Origin of the sequence: Thalassospira sp. HJ (assembly GCF_000948415.1) — a bacterium.
GTDB lineage: Bacteria > Pseudomonadota > Alphaproteobacteria > Rhodospirillales > Thalassospiraceae > Thalassospira.
In genome coordinates, this window is sequence record NZ_JYII01000010.1 from 612,527 (window position 1) to 629,218 (window position 16,692).

Annotated in this window: 17 protein-coding genes and 1 pseudogene; 5 read left to right on the top strand and 13 right to left on the bottom strand. The window is 54.4% G+C overall.

The window, feature by feature from the left end; translation table 11 throughout:
- Positions 1 to 62: 62 nt before the first annotated feature.
- Positions 63 to 266 (bottom strand): annotated as a pseudogene (locus UF64_RS21140) (helix-turn-helix domain-containing protein); the annotation flags it as partial.
- A 266-nt stretch (positions 267 to 532) separates the two neighbouring features.
- Here UF64_RS21140 and UF64_RS08230 point away from each other — a divergent pair.
- A complete protein-coding gene (locus tag UF64_RS08230) occupies positions 533 to 784 on the top strand; it encodes a hypothetical protein (protein ID WP_152630644.1) in 252 nt (83 codons plus the stop codon).
- 114 nt (positions 785 to 898) lie between these two features.
- On the opposite strand, the gene UF64_RS08235 is transcribed toward UF64_RS08230, so the two are convergent.
- A complete protein-coding gene (locus tag UF64_RS08235; protein ID WP_044828090.1) occupies positions 899 to 1,810 on the bottom strand; it encodes a pseudouridine-5'-phosphate glycosidase in 912 nt (303 codons plus the stop codon).
- Positions 1,811 to 2,031: 221 nt separating this feature from the next.
- Between UF64_RS08235 and UF64_RS08240 the strand changes: the two genes are divergently transcribed.
- Positions 2,032 to 3,225 carry an MFS transporter gene (locus UF64_RS08240; RefSeq protein WP_044828091.1) on the top strand — a complete coding sequence of 398 codons (1,194 nt, stop codon included), beginning with the start codon at positions 2,032 to 2,034 and terminating at the stop codon, positions 3,223 to 3,225.
- Positions 3,226 to 3,282: 57 nt separating this feature from the next.
- Here the strand turns inward: UF64_RS08240 and ilvC are convergent, their stop codons facing one another.
- The 7 genes from ilvC to UF64_RS08275 form a co-directional block, all read right to left on the bottom strand.
- Positions 3,283 to 4,302 (bottom strand): ketol-acid reductoisomerase, encoded by a 1,020-nt coding sequence (ilvC, locus tag UF64_RS08245; protein WP_044828092.1) that lies wholly within the window; start codon positions 4,300 to 4,302, stop codon positions 3,283 to 3,285.
- A gap of 117 nt (positions 4,303 to 4,419) precedes the next feature.
- A complete protein-coding gene (gene ilvN / locus UF64_RS08250; protein ID WP_044828093.1) occupies positions 4,420 to 4,929 on the bottom strand; it encodes an acetolactate synthase small subunit in 510 nt (169 codons plus the stop codon).
- Positions 4,930 to 5,032: 103 nt separating this feature from the next.
- A complete protein-coding gene (locus UF64_RS08255) occupies positions 5,033 to 6,796 on the bottom strand; it encodes an acetolactate synthase 3 large subunit (RefSeq protein WP_044828094.1) in 1,764 nt (587 codons plus the stop codon).
- A 152-nt stretch (positions 6,797 to 6,948) separates the two neighbouring features.
- Positions 6,949 to 7,905 carry a tRNA (adenosine(37)-N6)-dimethylallyltransferase MiaA gene (gene miaA, locus UF64_RS08260; RefSeq protein ID WP_044828095.1) on the bottom strand — a complete coding sequence of 319 codons (957 nt, stop codon included), beginning with the start codon at positions 7,903 to 7,905 and terminating at the stop codon, positions 6,949 to 6,951.
- The gene (locus UF64_RS08265; protein ID WP_044828096.1) at positions 7,898 to 8,410 is read right to left on the bottom strand and encodes a hypothetical protein; all 513 of its coding nucleotides are present in this window, start codon (positions 8,408 to 8,410) and stop codon (positions 7,898 to 7,900) included. The genes miaA and UF64_RS08265 overlap by 8 nt, the downstream gene beginning before the upstream one ends.
- Positions 8,411 to 8,413: 3 nt before the next feature.
- Positions 8,414 to 8,830, bottom strand: coding sequence for a type II toxin-antitoxin system VapC family toxin (locus UF64_RS08270; protein ID WP_044828097.1), 417 nt, complete (start codon positions 8,828 to 8,830; stop codon positions 8,414 to 8,416).
- Positions 8,830 to 9,084, bottom strand: coding sequence for a type II toxin-antitoxin system Phd/YefM family antitoxin (locus UF64_RS08275; protein ID WP_200892655.1), 255 nt, complete (start codon positions 9,082 to 9,084; stop codon positions 8,830 to 8,832). The genes UF64_RS08270 and UF64_RS08275 overlap by 1 nt, the downstream gene beginning before the upstream one ends.
- A 158-nt stretch (positions 9,085 to 9,242) precedes the next feature.
- Here UF64_RS08275 and serB point away from each other — a divergent pair, with 158 nt between their 5' ends.
- Positions 9,243 to 10,133, top strand: a complete 891-nt coding sequence (gene serB / locus UF64_RS08280; RefSeq protein WP_044828099.1) for a phosphoserine phosphatase SerB — start codon at positions 9,243 to 9,245, stop codon at positions 10,131 to 10,133.
- Between the two features lie 78 nt (positions 10,134 to 10,211).
- Here serB and UF64_RS08285 read toward each other — a convergent pair whose 3' ends face one another.
- From UF64_RS08285 to hflK, 4 genes are all read right to left on the bottom strand, one after another.
- Positions 10,212 to 11,705: a DegQ family serine endoprotease gene (locus UF64_RS08285; protein ID WP_044828100.1), complete on the bottom strand. Its 1,494-nt coding sequence runs from the start codon at positions 11,703 to 11,705 to the stop codon at positions 10,212 to 10,214.
- 470 nt (positions 11,706 to 12,175) lie between these two features.
- A complete protein-coding gene (locus UF64_RS08290) occupies positions 12,176 to 12,367 on the bottom strand; it encodes a DUF2065 domain-containing protein (RefSeq protein ID WP_008891737.1) in 192 nt (63 codons plus the stop codon).
- A gap of 115 nt (positions 12,368 to 12,482) precedes the next feature.
- The gene (hflC, locus tag UF64_RS08295; protein WP_044828101.1) at positions 12,483 to 13,355 is read right to left on the bottom strand and encodes a protease modulator HflC; all 873 of its coding nucleotides are present in this window, start codon (positions 13,353 to 13,355) and stop codon (positions 12,483 to 12,485) included.
- A complete protein-coding gene (gene hflK / locus UF64_RS08300) occupies positions 13,355 to 14,482 on the bottom strand; it encodes an FtsH protease activity modulator HflK (RefSeq protein WP_044828102.1) in 1,128 nt (375 codons plus the stop codon). The genes hflC and hflK overlap by 1 nt, the downstream gene beginning before the upstream one ends.
- 148 nt (positions 14,483 to 14,630) lie before the next feature.
- Here hflK and UF64_RS08305 point away from each other — a divergent pair, with 148 nt between their 5' ends.
- Complete coding sequence (locus UF64_RS08305) at positions 14,631 to 15,806, top strand: Mrp/NBP35 family ATP-binding protein (protein WP_044828103.1); 1,176 nt, start codon at positions 14,631 to 14,633, stop codon at positions 15,804 to 15,806.
- Positions 15,807 to 15,895: 89 nt separating this feature from the next.
- Positions 15,896 to 16,606: a trypsin-like peptidase domain-containing protein gene (locus tag UF64_RS08310; RefSeq protein WP_052657505.1), complete on the top strand. Its 711-nt coding sequence runs from the start codon at positions 15,896 to 15,898 to the stop codon at positions 16,604 to 16,606.
- The last annotated feature ends 86 nt before the right edge of the window (positions 16,607 to 16,692 follow it).

A 16,692-nucleotide genomic window follows, 5' to 3' on the forward strand; every position in this document is an offset into this window, starting at 1 on the left:
ATAATCTTGCGGTCGAGTTCTTCGCCAGCGGTGGCGGGCTCGTTGACAGGTGCCCCTTGCCCGGTCAGCAACCATTCGATCGACACATCTGTTGCGCGGGCGATTGCAACGCAGGCGGATGCCTTTGGGTCATTGCGGCCATGACTGTAATTTTCCAGTGTGCGTGCAGATATGCCCGTGCGCTCGGCGAGTGCTGCACGTGAGCCGGCAATCTTTTCGCAAAGGTTGATACGCTGCCCAAGAAGCTTTGCCTCATTTTCTGTCATTTCCGACTTTCCAAGCGATTCTATCCTAATAGCATAGGAGACTACCCCTAAAGTGGGTAATTTGAAATACTTCCAATACAAAATAACGCGAATTTTTCGCTAGTTTTGTAATTTAAAGCTCTATATCCGTTTATTCTACGCGAATTTTGGTGATATGCTGAAGTCTGGTTCAGGGGAAACAAAAAAGTGCGTAGGTAATGTTAAGCGAACAAATAGAAGAAATAGCCAGCCTCCTTCGCAAAAACGCTAACTGCCATAATGGGCAATTGCAGCTCACGAGCAAGACAACAGATATTTTCCTGTCGAATTTGCAGTTCCTCTCAGAGGACCTGAAGCGCTACGAGAGTTCCGAGCTCGGCATTGATATCCAGTCACCGGCAATTCCGGCGATCATTCGCGAACTCGTCTCGGCAACGGCAAAGCTTGAAGCATCCCGAAATGGTGTCCCCGAAGAATCACACGAAGATCTTGATGTGCCTTCTGTTGATGCGGTACGTGACGATCAAGGTACGACCTAGGCTTTCTGAAAAAAAAACGCCAGACCTTCTTAATCTGACGCTCGGCGTAGAATAAAACCCCCCCGCGCATTGCACAGGGGGGGGGCAGTATTCGTCGCTATTGGAAATGCGCGATCAGGATTCGGCTAGTGAAGCCGCGATCTTCGCACCCAGGCGGGCATTGTTGCGCACCAGCGCGATATTGGCTTCTAGGCTTTTACCTTCGGTCAGTTGGGTGACACGCGCCAGCAGGAACGGGGTCACGTCACGCCCCTGAATACCTTTTTCCTTTGCTTCGATCAGGGCATCTTCAATCGCCCCTTCGATGGCTTCACGCGCCAATGCCTTGTCGGCCTCTGGCGGATTGCCAATCACTGCACCGCCTTCAAGACCAAATTCCCATTTCGATTTCAGGAACGCTGCCAGTTCTTCGGGGGTATCAAGGCGAAGCGGTGCCTTCTGACCACTTTCAACCGAATAGAATGCCGGGAATTCGTCGGTGCCATAGGCAATGACCGGCACGCCAAGCGTTTCAAGATGTTCGAGCGTTTTAGGGATATCAAGGATCGCCTTGGCGCCCGCACAAACAACCGCAACGCTGGTTTTGCCAAGCTCGGTCAGATCGGCCGACACATCGAAATTGCCTGCAAGGTCGCGATGCACGCCGCCAATGCCGCCAGTGGCAAAAACGCGAATGCCGGCCTTTTCAGCCAGGATCATGGTTGCCGAGACAGTGGTCGCCCCGTCGCGTTTCTTGGCAAGGCAATAGGGGATGTCACGGCGCGACAGTTTGAGGATGTCGGTTCCCTTGGCGAAATATTCCAGTTCTTCCGGCGAAAGCCCGATCTTGCAGCGACCGCCAATCACGGCAATGGTGGCTGGAATGGCACCGTTATCACGCACATCCTGTTCGACCGCGCGCGCGGTTTCAAGGTTCTGCGGATAGGGCATGCCATGGGAAATGATGGTGGATTCAAGGGCGACGACAGGCTTGCCTGCGGCAAAGGCCTCTGCGACCTCGGGGGCGATATCAATATAGTCCGACATTCATCATGCTCGTCTTTGAGTTAAAGTTTTAAAGGCCAGAATTAAACAGAACGGCCTTTGAAATCCAGCGCAAAGCAGGGTCTTTTACGAATGGCTGCCGTGCGTGATGATAGCAACCGGTGCCACGCTGGCACGGCACCTGTGTCAGGGACCGCATTGTAAGTCGCTGATTTGGCGGCTATCGTATCGCCACCACCAACCGACTTAAGGCCCACCCGAACATGCATGCCAAGCCCACCCTGACAACCGGCCTTCTGGCCTTTATGGCGGTCGGAAGCGGCCTTTCCGTTGCCAGTCTTTATTATGTGCAGCCCCTGCTTGAACTGCTTGCCCGCGAATATGGTTTAAGTGAAACAAGTGCCGGTTTTCTGGTGACCGTGGCACAGCTTGGCTATCTGACCGGATTGATTGCTGTCGTTCCGTTGGGTGATCATCATGAACGGCGCAAGTTGCTAACCGTGACCTCGGCGCTGACCGCGGTGGGGTTGCTGGCAATGGGGTTGGCCCCATCGTTCCTGATGCTGGTGGTATTTAGCATTTCGGTCGGGATCACCTGTGTCACGGCGCAAATCCTTGTGCCGCTGGCTGCCCACCTTGCAACAGATGACAAGCGCGGCTCTGCGGTGGGGGCGGTGATGAGCGGCCTTTTGTTGGGTATTCTTCTGGCTCGAACATTTTCGGGCATCATGGCCGAGCTTGCCGGATGGCGGTCGGTGTTTATCGTCGCCTCTGTCCTGATGGCGTTCTATTCGGTGGCCTGTTACCGGATCATCCCGCATATCCCGCCGACCTCTCATACCAGCTACGGCACGCTCTATCTTTCGATCCTGCATCTGTTTCGCGATGAACCGGTCTTGCGTCGCCGCAGCCTGATTGGCGGGTTGCAATATGCTGTATTCGGGATTTTCTGGACCTCGATGGCGTTCATGCTGGTGCGGCAATATGGCATGTCCGAAGCCGTGATCGGGCTTTATGGCCTGATTGGTGCAATCGGCATTCTGGCGGCCCGCATTGCTGGGAAGCTGGCCGACAAGGGCTGGGCAAGGCTCAGCACCGGCGGTTTCCTGATGATGACCGTTCTAAGCTGGGGGCTGCTATATTGGGGGCAATGGTCGCTGATCGCCTTTGCGCTTGGTGTGGTCCTGATCGATCTGGGTATTCAGGGCGCGCATATCTCAAACCAGAGCGAGGTCTACCGGCTTAACCCGGAAGCCCGAAGCCGCCTGACCACGGGCTATATGGCCAGTTACTTCCTGGGTGGGGCTTGTGGCTCTGCCAGTTCAGCCATCGCCTATGGTATTGGCGGCTGGCCTGCTGTGGTTGCTCTTGGATCCGGCGTGTCGGTTCTGTGTGTTGTGATCTGGGCGGCCACCGAATTGCGGTTCCCGGTCCGGCAGATGAAACACGGCGCATAAAGCAAAACGGCCGCCCCATCGGGACGGCCGTTTGCGTAAGAACGAGCTAAGCGGTGCTTAGTTCTTTTCTTTGTCGACGAGCTGGTTTGCTGCAATCCACGGCATCATCGCGCGCAGTTTGGTACCAACTTCTTCGATTTCGTGTTCAGCGTTCAGACGGCGGGTTGCCTTGAACATCGGCTGGCCGCAATGCATTTCCTGAACGAAGTCACGTACGAATTTGCCTTCCTGAATGTCAGCAAGAACTTCTTTCATACGGTCTTTGACCGAAGCGTCGATCACGCGCGGGCCGGTGACATAGTCGCCGTATTCTGCGGTGTTGGAGATCGAGTAACGCATGTTGGCCATACCGCCTTCATACATCAGGTCAACGATCAGTTTAACTTCGTGCAGGCACTCGAAATATGCCATTTCCGGTGCATAGCCAGCTTCGGTCAGGGTCTCGAAGCCGTATTTGATCAGCTGGGTCAGACCGCCGCAAAGAACAGCCTGTTCGCCGAACAGGTCGGTTTCGCACTCTTCACGGAAGGTGGTTTCGATAACGCCCGAACGACCGCCACCGATTGCCGAAGCATAGGACAGAGCAACTTCAAGCGCGTTGCCAGATGCGTTCTGTTCGATAGCAACGAGGCACGGAACACCGCCGCCACGCTTGTATTCGGAACGAACGGTGTGACCCGGGCCTTTCGGCGCGATCATCATGACGTCAAGGTCAGCGCGCGGCTCAATCAGGCCGAAATGAACGTTAAGACCGTGTGCGAACAGAAGGGCAGCACCCTGTTTCAGGTTGTCGCGCAGTTCGTTGGCATAGATCGCAGCCTGATGCTCATCCGGGGTCAGGATCATGACAACGTCAGCCCAGGCAGCAGCTTCTGCCGGGGTCATGGTTTTCAGGCCAGCAGCTTCGGCTTTCTTGCGTGAGCTGGAGCCTTCACGAAGACCAACAACAACTTCCTTAACGCCGGAATCATGGAGGTTCAGCGCATGGGCGTGGCCCTGCGAACCGTAACCGATGATGGCAACTTTTTTGGATTTGATCAGATTAACATCTGCATCGCGGTCGTAATAAACACGCATCTTTCGATACCTCTGGACGTTGGACCACGCTGATTTTCATGCGTGGCGGATGGTAATAATTATTATGGGGCAGGCCCCAAATGCCTTACCCGATGCGGATCACCGGGCAGGGCAAACTCACATCGTCAGTGTGCCGCGCGAAATCGCTGCCACACCGGTACGCGAAATTTCCGAAAGCCCAAGCGGCTCCATCAATTTGATGAAGGCGTCGATTTTTTCAGGGCTGCCGATGATTTCATACACGAAGGAATCATTTGTCGCATCCACTGCGCGTGCCTTGAAGATGTCGGCAATACGCAGGGATTCCACACGTTTTTCACCCGCTGCGATCACTTTGACCAATGCAAGCTCGCGTTCGACACTCGGCCCGGCAAGGGTAAGGTCGCTGACCTTGTGAACCGGGACAAGGCGCGAAAGCTGTGCCTTGATCTGTTCGATCACCATGGGCGTGCCCGAGGTGACAACAGTGATGCGCGACTGGTGGGCCTGGGCGTCGACTTCGGCAACGGTCAGGCTTTCGATGTTATAGCCACGGCCGGAAAACAGCCCGATAACACGGGCCAGAACGCCGGACTCGTTATCCACCAGAACGGATATGGTGTGTTTCGAAATTTCGGTTTCTTTCACGGTTTCGCTCCGCTAGGGCGCGGTCAGGGGCAGAACATGCCGCCCGCGCCGGCCTTTTCATTTTGATTTGATGAGTTCGTTGCGCACAGTTCGTTTGTGCGGATCAGACCAGAACCATCCCTTCGTCGGAATCAATGGCTTCATTGCCGTCGGTTTCCTGCCCAAGCAGCATTTCATTATGCGGCTTGCCCGATGGAATCATCGGATAGCAGTTTTCCTTGTCATCAACAGCAACGTCCAAAATCACCGGACCATCGATTTCCAGCATCTTCTTGATGGCATCATCAAGGTCTGCCGGTTTGTCACAGGTCAGCCCGGTAAAGCCAAAGGCCTCGGACAGTTTGACGAAGTCGGGCAGGGTTTCGCTATAGCTTTCGGAATAGCGCGAACCGTGCAGAAGCTGCTGCCATTGACGAACCATGCCCATGTAACGGTTATTCAGGATTACGGTTTTGATCGGCAGACGATACTGCGTCATCGTCGCGCATTCCTGAATGTTCATCATGATCGACGCATCACCGGTAAAGCAGACCACGGTCGCATCCGGGTGTGCCACCTGAACGCCAAGGGCAGCCGGCATGCCATAGCCCATGGTGCCAAGGCCACCGGACGTCATCCATTCATACGGGTGTTCGAACCCGAAATGCTGGGCGGCCCACATCTGGTGCTGGCCAACGTCGGTGGTGATATAGGTCTTGCGATCACGGGTCGCGGCATGGATCGAGCGGATAACATGCTGCGGCTTGATGACGTCTTTGGGCTGCTTGTAGGACAGGCAGTGCTTGGAACGCCATCCTTCGATCTCTTTCCACCAGCTATCAAGCGCTGCTGCTTCGATCTTGTATTGCTTGGCTTTCCAGATCTTGATCATGTCTTCAAGAACATGACCAACATCGCCAACGATGCCGATATCGACCGGAACGTTCTTGTTGATAGAGCTCTGATCAATGTCGACCTGGATTTTCTGCGAGTTCGGCGCAAAGAAATCGAGGTTGCCAGTCACACGGTCATCGAAGCGTGCACCAATCGCGACCATAACGTCGCAATCATGCATAGACATGTTCGATTCATAAGTACCGTGCATCCCGACCATGCCAAGATACTGCTTATCCGATGCCGGATATGCACCAAGGCCCATCAGGGTCAGGGTGATCGGCGCGCCGGTCATGCGGGTGAATTCGGTCAGAAGCTTGCACGCCTGTGTACCGGAATTGATCACACCGCCGCCGCAATACAGGATCGGCTTCTTGGCCGATGCCAGCATTTCCATGGCTTCTTCGATCTGGCTGCGTTCGCCCTTGACCACCGGGTTATAGGTGCGGTGCTGAACCTGACCTGGCTCCAGATACGGTGCCTTGCCAACAAGGATGTCCTTTGGCAGGTCAATCACAACCGGGCCCGGACGGCCACTTGAAGCAACGTGGAAAGCTTCGTGCATCGTGCGGGCCAGACGATCCGGATTTTTCACCAGATAGTTATGCTTGGTGCACGGGCGGGTAATGCCGGTGGTGTCAGCTTCCTGGAAGGCATCATTCCCGATCAGATGAGTCGGGACCTGACCTGTCAGGCAGACAACTGGAATGGAATCCATCAACGCGTCGGTAAGGCCGGTAACGGCGTTCGTCGCACCCGGTCCAGAGGTCACCAGCACAACGCCGACCTTACCGGTCGAGCGGGCGTAACCTTCTGCAGCGTGGACGGCAGCCTGTTCATGGCGCACTAGAACGTGACGAATCCGGTTCTGTTTAAATATCTCGTCATATAGCGGTAGGACAGCGCCGCCGGGATAGCCGAACACGACTTCCACACCTTGATCTGCAAGGGCCTGCAACACTACTTCCGAACCGCTTAAAATACGTTCTGCCATGATTTTCGAGCCTCTTTACTTAACGACAACAACGTGTCGCGTGATAACCGCGTGATTGAAACATGATCCAATTATCCTCGAATTGGAGTTGAAAAATCCGCCGAAACGGCGGTTTTCCGCCATTTAGGCGGCAGAAGCGCCAACCTATCGCCTCACTTTGGCGTGGTCAACAGAAATTGGTTAACATCATGACGCATTTTTGCTGCCAAACTTTCCGAATATTGCGCGTCGATGATTTCCTTGGCTAACATTTGGTGCCGAAACCACGTTAATTGCCGCTTTGCATAACGTCTGGTTTCGCGTTGGGATTTCTCTTTGGCGGTGGCCAGATCAGTCTCGCCGGCAAGGTAGGCCGCGATCTCGCGAACGCCTACGGCCTTCATAACCGGGGCTGTTTCAGGCAGTTCAAGGGCAAGTAGTCCTTTGACCTCGTCAACCGCACCCTGTTCGATCATCAGATCAAAACGCCGGTTGCAGCGGTCATACAGAATGTCGCGCGGCGGCATGTAACAAAGTTTCTTGAATTTCATGTTTTCTGGCGGGGTAATCACCGGCTCCTTGTGCCAGCTTGCCAATCCGCGCCCGGTATGGGCAAAAACCTCGGCCGCGCGAATCAGGCGCTGGGTATTGCTGCCATCAAGGTTGGCGGCGGTTTCCGGATCGTTTTCTTGAAGCTTGGCAAAGAATTCCGCGTGACCGAGTTCTTCAAGTTCGCTTGTGACCTGATCGCGAATCCGCGCTGGAACGTCCGGGATCGGTGCGATGCCCTCGGTCATGGCATTCAGATACATGCCAGTCCCCCCGGTAATGATCGGAAGGTTACCGTTGGCGTGACATTCGGCAATCTCGGCCATCGCCATTTCGCGCCACTTACCGGCCGAGCACGGCTCGCGCCCCGACAGCACGCCATACAGCCGATGTGGCGCGCGCGCGGTCTCACTGTCATCAGGGCGGGCCGAAAGCACACGCAGTTCCTTATAGATCTGCATGCTGTCAGCATTGATCACCACCCCGTCAAACGCCTCCGCCAGGTCAAGGGCGAGTGCTGACTTCCCGCTGGCGGTCGGGCCAGCGACGATCAGGACGGGTAAGAAGCTGGGGTCAGTCATTCAGAGAATCTCGGCCAAACCATTTGTCATATCTTTTGATCACGCCTTCAATTAGTTCGCAAACATCGTAATCGACGCGGACCTTGCCGCGTTGAGTTGCAAGGATATGATATGTTGGCGGCCTGTTGTCGAAATTGAGCACGTCGTCCACATTTGGCCAATCATCAATATTCAGGCCTCCGCCAACTTCAGTTCGCGGAGCTTGGCTATGCTTTGTACCGTTGCATAACCCTTGAAGGTCTCTAAAAGCTGCGCATTCTTCAAAGAGATCAATTCCAAATTGGTGAGCGGCATCTTCGGCAATGGCGCCTTTGCCGAATTTCTTGCCCGGTGCTATCCATTCGCGCAAATGAGTGAGAACCATAACGACATACAAAATATCTTGGGTCGATTTGCGGCTTTCATCTGCAGACTGATATCGTTTGTAAGCGTTTACTCCAGAGTTGAAAAAGGCTTCGGCGCTTCTGATGTCAAAGACCCCAATTTCTGTTTGATCAATGGGCATGGTTTAGCTCCAAGGATCAAGCAGCGGAACGCCGGTTTGATCAAAATCTTTGGTGTTGCGAGTGACAACGGTCATTCCATGAACCAGCGCACTTGCAGCAATCATTGCATCCCGTTCTGACTTGGGATCTGGAACATGCAATTGTGCACAGCGCCGTGCTACTGCTTCATCTATGGGTAGGATTCTGTTTTCAAAAGCTTTGAGAACATGGTGTTCAAACCAATTGCGCAAAACCGTTGCCTGCTGCGTGTCACGTCTTTCGACCTGCAGAATACCGGCCTCAATTTCAAGCACAGTTATGACCGAAATATAAAGGCTAGTGACATCGACTGATTGCGCCCAACTGACAACGTTCTGGTTGGCCTTACCTTGTCCTGCGCGGCGAAGTTCCGAAACGACGTTCGTATCGAGGATAAACATTACGACAAGTCAGCCGGCTTCATATTGATCCGGGACGGTTGGGGTTCAAACTCAACATCGTTTGCACCGGGCATGGCAAGAAGTTCAACTATGGAAGGCAGTGAGCCTGTCAGGCGTTGATACTCTTCTATCGACAGCAGAACGTGGGAAGGCTTTCCGCGGTCGGTAATGATAACAGGCCCGCCTCTGGATGCCTTTTTCGCGCCACTGGTATCTTGATTGAAATCGCGGCTTGAGATTGTCGTGATACCCATGATCTATCTCGCTTGAGTTTGTAGCAACAATACTACATTTGAGGGTGATGGGCAACAAAATCGACTCAGGCAACAAACGTACTTGCCACAGTCCGGCGCAATTCGGATAAAGGCGACAACGATGTTTTATGCCTTTCCCGCCAAGGAGCCTGTTAACCATGAAATTGGTTCTCACCCTGATTGCCGCCCCGAATTCGAATGCGCTGACCAAGGCTGTGATTGATAATGCGGCGATCGCGCTGACCGGGGCTGGCGCACTGGTCGGGGATGTGACCTGGCTTGCCGATGGCGAGGCCTGCGATATGACCTTTGATGGTATCCCGCTTGATGTTGCTGATACCGCCTTGGCCGAAGAGGATCTTGGGGTTGATGCCATCACCCAGAAAGTCGCAACCCGCCGCAAGAAGCTTCTGATTGCAGATATGGACAGCACGATTGTCACCGGTGAAACCCTTGATGAACTGGCCGAGTTTGCAGGGGTCAAGGATCGGGTGGCCGCAATCACCGCACGTGCGATGAATGGCGAACTTGATTTCGAAGAGGCGCTTGATGAACGCGTGGGCTTGCTTGATGGCATGTCGACCGAAATGCTCAAGGAAGCTTGGAAAACCGTTGAATATACCGGCGGGGCAAGGGAACTGGTCACAACCATGAAGGCCAATGGCGGATTTGCAGCCCTTGTATCGGGTGGATTTGATTTCTTTACCGGTGCGGTGCGGGCCGAGCTTGGCTTTGATTACGATCAGGCCAACGTCCTGATAGAAAAGGATGGCAAGTTGACCGGCAAGGTGCAGAAGCCGGTGCTTGATCGCCAAGCCAAGGTCGATGCACTTGAAAACCTGTCAGCCGAGCAGGGCATCACGGTTGATGATGCGATTGCGGTTGGCGATGGCGCCAATGATCTTCAGATGATCTCGCTTGCCGGGACCGGGGTCGCCTTCCATGCCAAGCCGTCCGTGCAGGAGCAGGCGCGTATTTGCATCAATCACGGCGATCTGACCGCCCTGCTGTATCTGCAGGGTTATGCGAAGTCGGACTTCGTTTCGTAACGCACGAACACGTTAAACAAAAAGGGCGGCCTGATGAACAGGCCGCCCTTTTTTTTGATGTCTGTGTAAGCCGGTGGCTTATTCGTCGCCCGACAGGGTCAGGCCGAAGTAACGCGGGCCAGCTGATGTTTCGATCAACATCAGGATGGTGCGTTTGTCATCATCAATGGCAGTCTCGACCGCATTAACAACATCTTCAACCGAGCTAACCGAGCTGTGCGATGCCTCGATGATGATGTCGCCCGGGCGAACACCTTTTTCGGCGGCATAGCTGTCACCGGCAACCTCGGTCACGATGACACCCTCGGTGCCTTCGGCAAGGTTGTAACGCTGACGCAGGCCTTCATCGACATTGGCGATCTTGATGCCAAGGGCATCGATGCTGGCTTCGGCAACAGCCGGGGCTTCCTGTTCTTCGGAACTGCCTGCGCTGGCTGCGACGACTTCTTCCTCAAGTTCGCCAAGCTCGACCTGAACGGTCTGCTTTTCGCCATCGCGCCAGATTTCCACATCGACATCCTTGCCGATCTTGGTTTCTGCAACGATGCGCGGCAGGCGACGCATGCTTTCGACTTTCTTGCCATCAAAGGTCAGGATGACGTCACCCTGTTTGATGCCAGCAGCCTGTGCCGGGCCGTCTTCCGATACGCCGGCAACCATGGCGCCCGATGCTTCATCAAGACCAACCGAGTCTGCGATGTCTTCGGTCACGGTCTGAATGTGAACACCCAGCCAACCGCGACGGGTACGGCCATATTCTTTCAGCTGATCGACAACGCTCTGTGCGATGGCGGACGGAATGGCAAAGCCGATACCAACCGAACCACCGGACGGCGAATAGATCGCGCTGTTGATGCCGATCACGTCACCATCAAGGTTAAACAGCGGACCACCAGAGTTACCCCGGTTGATCGACGCATCCGTCTGGATGAAGTCGTCATACGGGCCCTGATTGATGTCACGGTTACGCGCGGAAATGATACCGGCAGTCACCGTACCGCCGAGGCCGAACGGGTTACCGATCGCCATGGCCCAATCGCCAATGCGCGAATTGTCCGAGTCCCCCCATTTGACGAACGGCAGATCTTCTGTCGGTTCGACTTTCAGGAGTGCGACGTCGGTTTTCGGGTCGCGACCGATCAGTTCGGCGTCAAGCGTGTCACCATCATGCAGGCGAACGGTGATTTCGTCGGCACCGTCAATCACGTGGTTGTTGGTCACGATATAGCCATCAGCCGAGATGATGAAACCGGAACCAAGGGCAGTTGCACGGCGGCGTTGCGGAGCCTGTCCGCCCTGGCCACCCTGACCGTTACGGTCCATGAAATCACGGAAAAGGTCTTCGAACGGCGAACCGGGAGGGAACTGGAAGTCCGGTCCCTGTCGCTCCGCGACCATCTGGCTTGTGGAAATGTTTACAACACTGGGCAGAAGCTTTTCTGCCAGGTCTGCGAAACTCTCAGGAGCGGGGCGGGCATTCGCGATCTGCGAAACACTGGTCACGCCAAGGAGAACAATCACCAGTGCTGCGGTTACCTTCGTCCGCACCGGGTTGTATAATGCGTCTAGCATGTGTCTGATCCTGTTCGTTGCCGCGTTCACGGTATTTGTCATTCTCTTTATGCAGCGCGCGGCGGGACTGTATTTCACCCGTCGCTTAAGTCAAAGGGTCTAAACTCCGTTCAATGCTTTAAATGGTCGAGAGGAATTTGTGCGGGGATAAGGAGTTTCTTCGCAGTAAGGCTCGCTGCCTTGCAAGATGAAACGACGTAATATCCTGTGCAAATTCCTCCGATCCGTAGGACGTCAGAACATTCTGCGCCCTGCTTCGTCAATCCCTTTGCACGGGGAATCCCCCCGTGCCGCAGCGATTTCCTAGCAGTTCTTGTCTGTTCTGACACCATTTGAAACATTGAACGAAGTTTAGACCCTTCTGAAATTAACCCCGACTTTGGCAGAAATTGGGCGGGACTGGGAAAAATCAAGGAATTGTGAGCGCAACTTCGTGGCGAAAGGGCCTGAGTGCGGCAGCAAAGGCCTTGTTAAAGCCAGGTCCGTACTGCCCATATTCCGCCAATGGCGACGACGGCGGCGATCAATCCACCAATGCGCAACTGCGATTCAGGAATTTCCTGAACAAGCTCCATCACCCTTTTCAGGCCGCCGGGAAACAGCGTGTAAAGCATCCCTTCCAACGCGATGGCCAGAAGTATGGCTGTTGCAAGTTCCTTCATGAGTAAGGACGTTCCGGCGTTTCTTTGTGATCTTTCAGACCGTGGCCTGACAAATCTAATTTATAAAAACAAAAAGGGCGACCAAGCCAATATGCCGGTCGCCCCCATGTTTTGTCTAGCGGCTTGTCGCCGGGCCAGACTTATTAAAGTACTGGAAAAACTCGCTGTCTGGTGAAAGCACCATGGTCGAGCCGTTATCAAGCGCCGTTTTATAGGCTTCGAGCGAACGATAGAATTCAAAGAATTCCGCGTCCTTGCCGTACGCTTTACCCAGAATGATGTTGCGCTGTCCGTCGCCTTCACCGCGCAGGACTTCTGCCTGGCGGTTGGCTTCGGCGATGATGCCGATCCGTTCGCGATCTGCTTCGGCCTGAATCTTCGCTTTCAGCTCTTCACCCTCTGCGCGAAGCTGTGCGGCTTCGGCAATACGCGAAGAACGCATACGGTTATACACCGCTTGCGAGGTTTCCTGCGGCAGGTCGGTACGACCGATACGAACATCAATCAGCTCAACCCCGAATTCCTCGGCCGGATCAACAAGCGTTGCCTGGATCTTTTCCATGATCTGGGCACGGTTGTCCGAAAGAAGCGTCACAAGCGGGGCCTGTGCCAGTTCACCGCGGATGACCGAGTTCAGACGCTGACCAAACAGCTGCACGAAGTTGGCAGAGTTGGTGGCACGCTGACGGAATGTCAGGGGATCGATGATTCTCCAACGTGCGAAGCTGTCGACATTGACACGCTTCTGGTCAGACAGAAGAACCTGCTGAACCGGCGGATCAAGTTCGAGAATACGACGCTCGTAATATTCGACGTTCTGGATCGGCAGTTTGAAATGCAGACCCGGCTCGGACACCGCATGAACCGGATTACCGAACTGAAGAACAAGTGCCTGCTGGTCCTGACGCACGGTAAACACGCACATCGAGCCAACAACAGCAGCGATAACAAGGACGACGCCAGCGGCAATAAGTTTAGGACTTGCCATTAGTTGTTGCCTCCTGCATTCGCGCGTTTCTGAACTTCCGGAAGCGGAAGATACGGGACAACGCCGTTACCCTGGCCATTTTGTTCCATGATGATCTTGTCAGACTTGGCAAGAATTTCCTGCATGGTCTCAAGATACAGACGACGGGTCGTCACATCCTTGGCGGTCAGGAAGGAATTGTAGATGGAGTTGAAGCGTTCTGCTTCACCCTCTGCTTCCTTGGTGACACGGTCTTTATAGGCACGTGCCTGAAGGACCTGACGTTCAGCTTCACCCTTTGCACGCGGGATGATGTCGTTGCGATAGGCCAGTGCTTCGTTCTGGGAACGGTCACGGTCCTGACGGGCACGCTGCACGTCGTTGAACGCATCAATAACGTCACGGGGCGGGTCCACCTTCTGCATTTTCACTTCAGCAATGAAAATACCGGACTCGTAACCATCCATGATGGTCTGAAGCAGGGTGCGGGTCTGTTCCTCAACCCGGACACGGCCAACAGTCAGGGCCTCTTCCAGGTTGGTTTTACCGATCACCTCACGCATCGCACTTTCCGATGCCAGCTTGATGGTGTTTTCCGGATCACGAACATTAAACAGATAGGCGCCAGCATCGCTGATACGCCACTGAACGACATAGTCGATGTCAATAATGTTCTGGTCACCCGTCAGCATCAGGCTTTCTTCCGGCACGTCACGCGAACCATTGGAAGCAACGGTACCTGCGCCGCGATAGCCAACCTCGATCTGGTTGGTCCGCTCGACGTTCGGCTTGATGACCTCGCCAATCGGGGCCGGAAGGAAGTAGTTCAGACCCGGGCCTGTAGTGCCAACCCATTTGCCAAACAGAAGTGTGACACCCTGTTCACCCGGCTGGACACGGTAGAAACCGGTCAAAAGCCACAACCCGATGACTGCGATACCAATCAGGACAAAGCCCTTATATCCGCCACCACCGGGGAACAGCCGTTTCAGGCGTTCCTGGCCTTTACGAATCATTTCATCAAAATCGGGGGGCGTATTTCCGCCGCCGCCGCCACCCGAAGGACGCTGTCCCCACGGGTTCTGGCCGCCACCGTTATTTCCGCCGCCGCCCCAGGGGCCGCCGCCCCCTTGATTATTCCAAGGCATCGAGTTTCTTCCTCTTCTTGCCGTTCGGTGTTTATCTTTGCTTACCGAGCACTATGGCCTTATATGACAGCTTGCCTTGCAAAACAATGATACGCGCCTGCAAGTTCTGTGTGACCACGGACTTAAGCCGAAATTTGGAGACCGCAATATGACTTCGCTCAACCGTGAACAGATTACTGCCGCCCTCGAAGCCGTAATCGACCCGGTCGACGGCCAATCAATCACAACCAAGGGTATGGTGCAAGGCATTGATATACATGATGAAACCGTCAATGTCATGATCGCGGTAGATCCCGAACGGGGTCCCGCACTCGAAGATTTGCGTCAGGCTGCCGAAAAGGCAGTGGCTGCTGTGAACGGGGTCACAACAGCCCGTGTGGCCCTTACCGCAGAGCGCCCGAAGGCCGCGCCGCAGCCGCGTGCACCGCAAGCGTCACAAGCACGCCCGGCCCAGCCGGGACAACGCCCGCAGGGTGGGGGTCAGATGCCGCTTGAGCTGCCAACCGTGCGCAGCATCGTAACTGTTGCCTCGGGCAAGGGCGGGGTGGGTAAATCAACTACCTCGGTCAACCTTGCACTCTCGCTGGTGGCTCAGGGCCTTAAGGTCGGTCTGCTTGATGCCGATATTTATGGGCCGAGCCTGCCGCGCATGATGGGGCTTCGCGATGCCAAGCCGGTGCCGTCCAAGGAACATCAGGGCAAAATGATCCCACCATCGGCCTTTGGAATGCGCATCATGTCGATCGGCTTCATGGTTGATGAAGAACAGCCGGTGATCTGGCGTGGTCCGATGGCGATGGGCGCACTTGAGCAACTTCTGCGCGATACCGATTGGGGCGATCTTGATGTGCTGGTGGTTGATATGCCACCGGGCACGGGCGATATTCAGCTTTCAATGGCGCAGCGCGTTCCGGTCACCGGGGCTGTCATCGTTTCAACCCCGCAGGACATCGCCCTTCTGGATGCCAAAAAGGGCCTCAATATGTTCCGCAAGGTCAATGTGCCGGTCTTTGGCCTGATCGAAAACATGTCCTATTACAAATGCCCGGAATGCGGCCATGTCGATCATGTCTTTGATCATGGCGGGGCGCATAAGGCGGCTGATGAACTGGGCGTGCCGTTCCTCGGTGAAATCCCGCTGGATCTCAAAATCCGTCTGGGTGCGGATGAAGGTAAGCCGATTGTCGATACCGAACCCGATGGCGATCACGCCAAGGCTTATGGTGCGATTGCCGCAAAGATCGCTTCTGCGGTGGAAGAGCAGGTTGGACCGGTCGAGGCCCCGAAGAAAAAGGGCCTATTCCCCAAGATCAGCTTTAAGTGAGGCGTTTAGCTCTAGTGTCAGTGAACGAACAGCCGAAAAATCCAGACGTACTTATTGCGAGACCATCCGCAATGTCTCTCTGTATAGGTATGTTCTTCGAAAATGTGCGTTTGGCCACTGGCACAGCTTTTGTGGTTAGTTCTAATATCGGGCCGTTGTTAATTACGAACAGACATAATGTTACAGGCAGGAACAACTTAACCGGCGAATTACTTGATGAAAAACATGCAGCAATTCCAGACCGCATCGTTGTAAGGCACAACAAGCAAGGATCGTTAGGCGATGGAGTTGAGCGCCTCGAACTTTTATACAATGCGGATGGAGAGCCTAGGTGGTTCGAACACCCGACTCTCGGTGCTAAAGTTGATGTCGTCGCATTGCCCCTAACTTCGTTGGATGGGGTATCACTGCTTCCCTATGACTTGAATAATCCCAATTCAGAATTTCGTGTTGGGCCAGCAGACCCGCTGAGTGTAATTGGCTTTCCTTTTGGAAGAACTGGCGGTGGAAGTTTAGCGATATGGGCGACTGGTTTCGTCGCATCAGAAATTGATATCGGATACGAGAACTTGCCACAGTTTTTGATTGATTGCCGAACGCGAAAGGGACAATCCGGCTCTCCCGTTGTGGCTTACCGCCCGAAAGGCCGTGTATTTATGAAGGATGGCGATCTATGCACTTCCAACGGAGAGAATTTCCGGATTTTTGGGGTGTACAGCGGTCGTATCAATGAAGAGTCTGATATTGGGATTGTTTGGAAAATTAGTGTTGTTCAAGACTTGGTTCGTAGTCTCACTTAGCCGTTTTCCCATATATATCGTGACTTGCAGAGGGCTGTTTCCTCTGTATTTAAACAAAAACCCCGCCAAATTACTCTGGCGGGGTT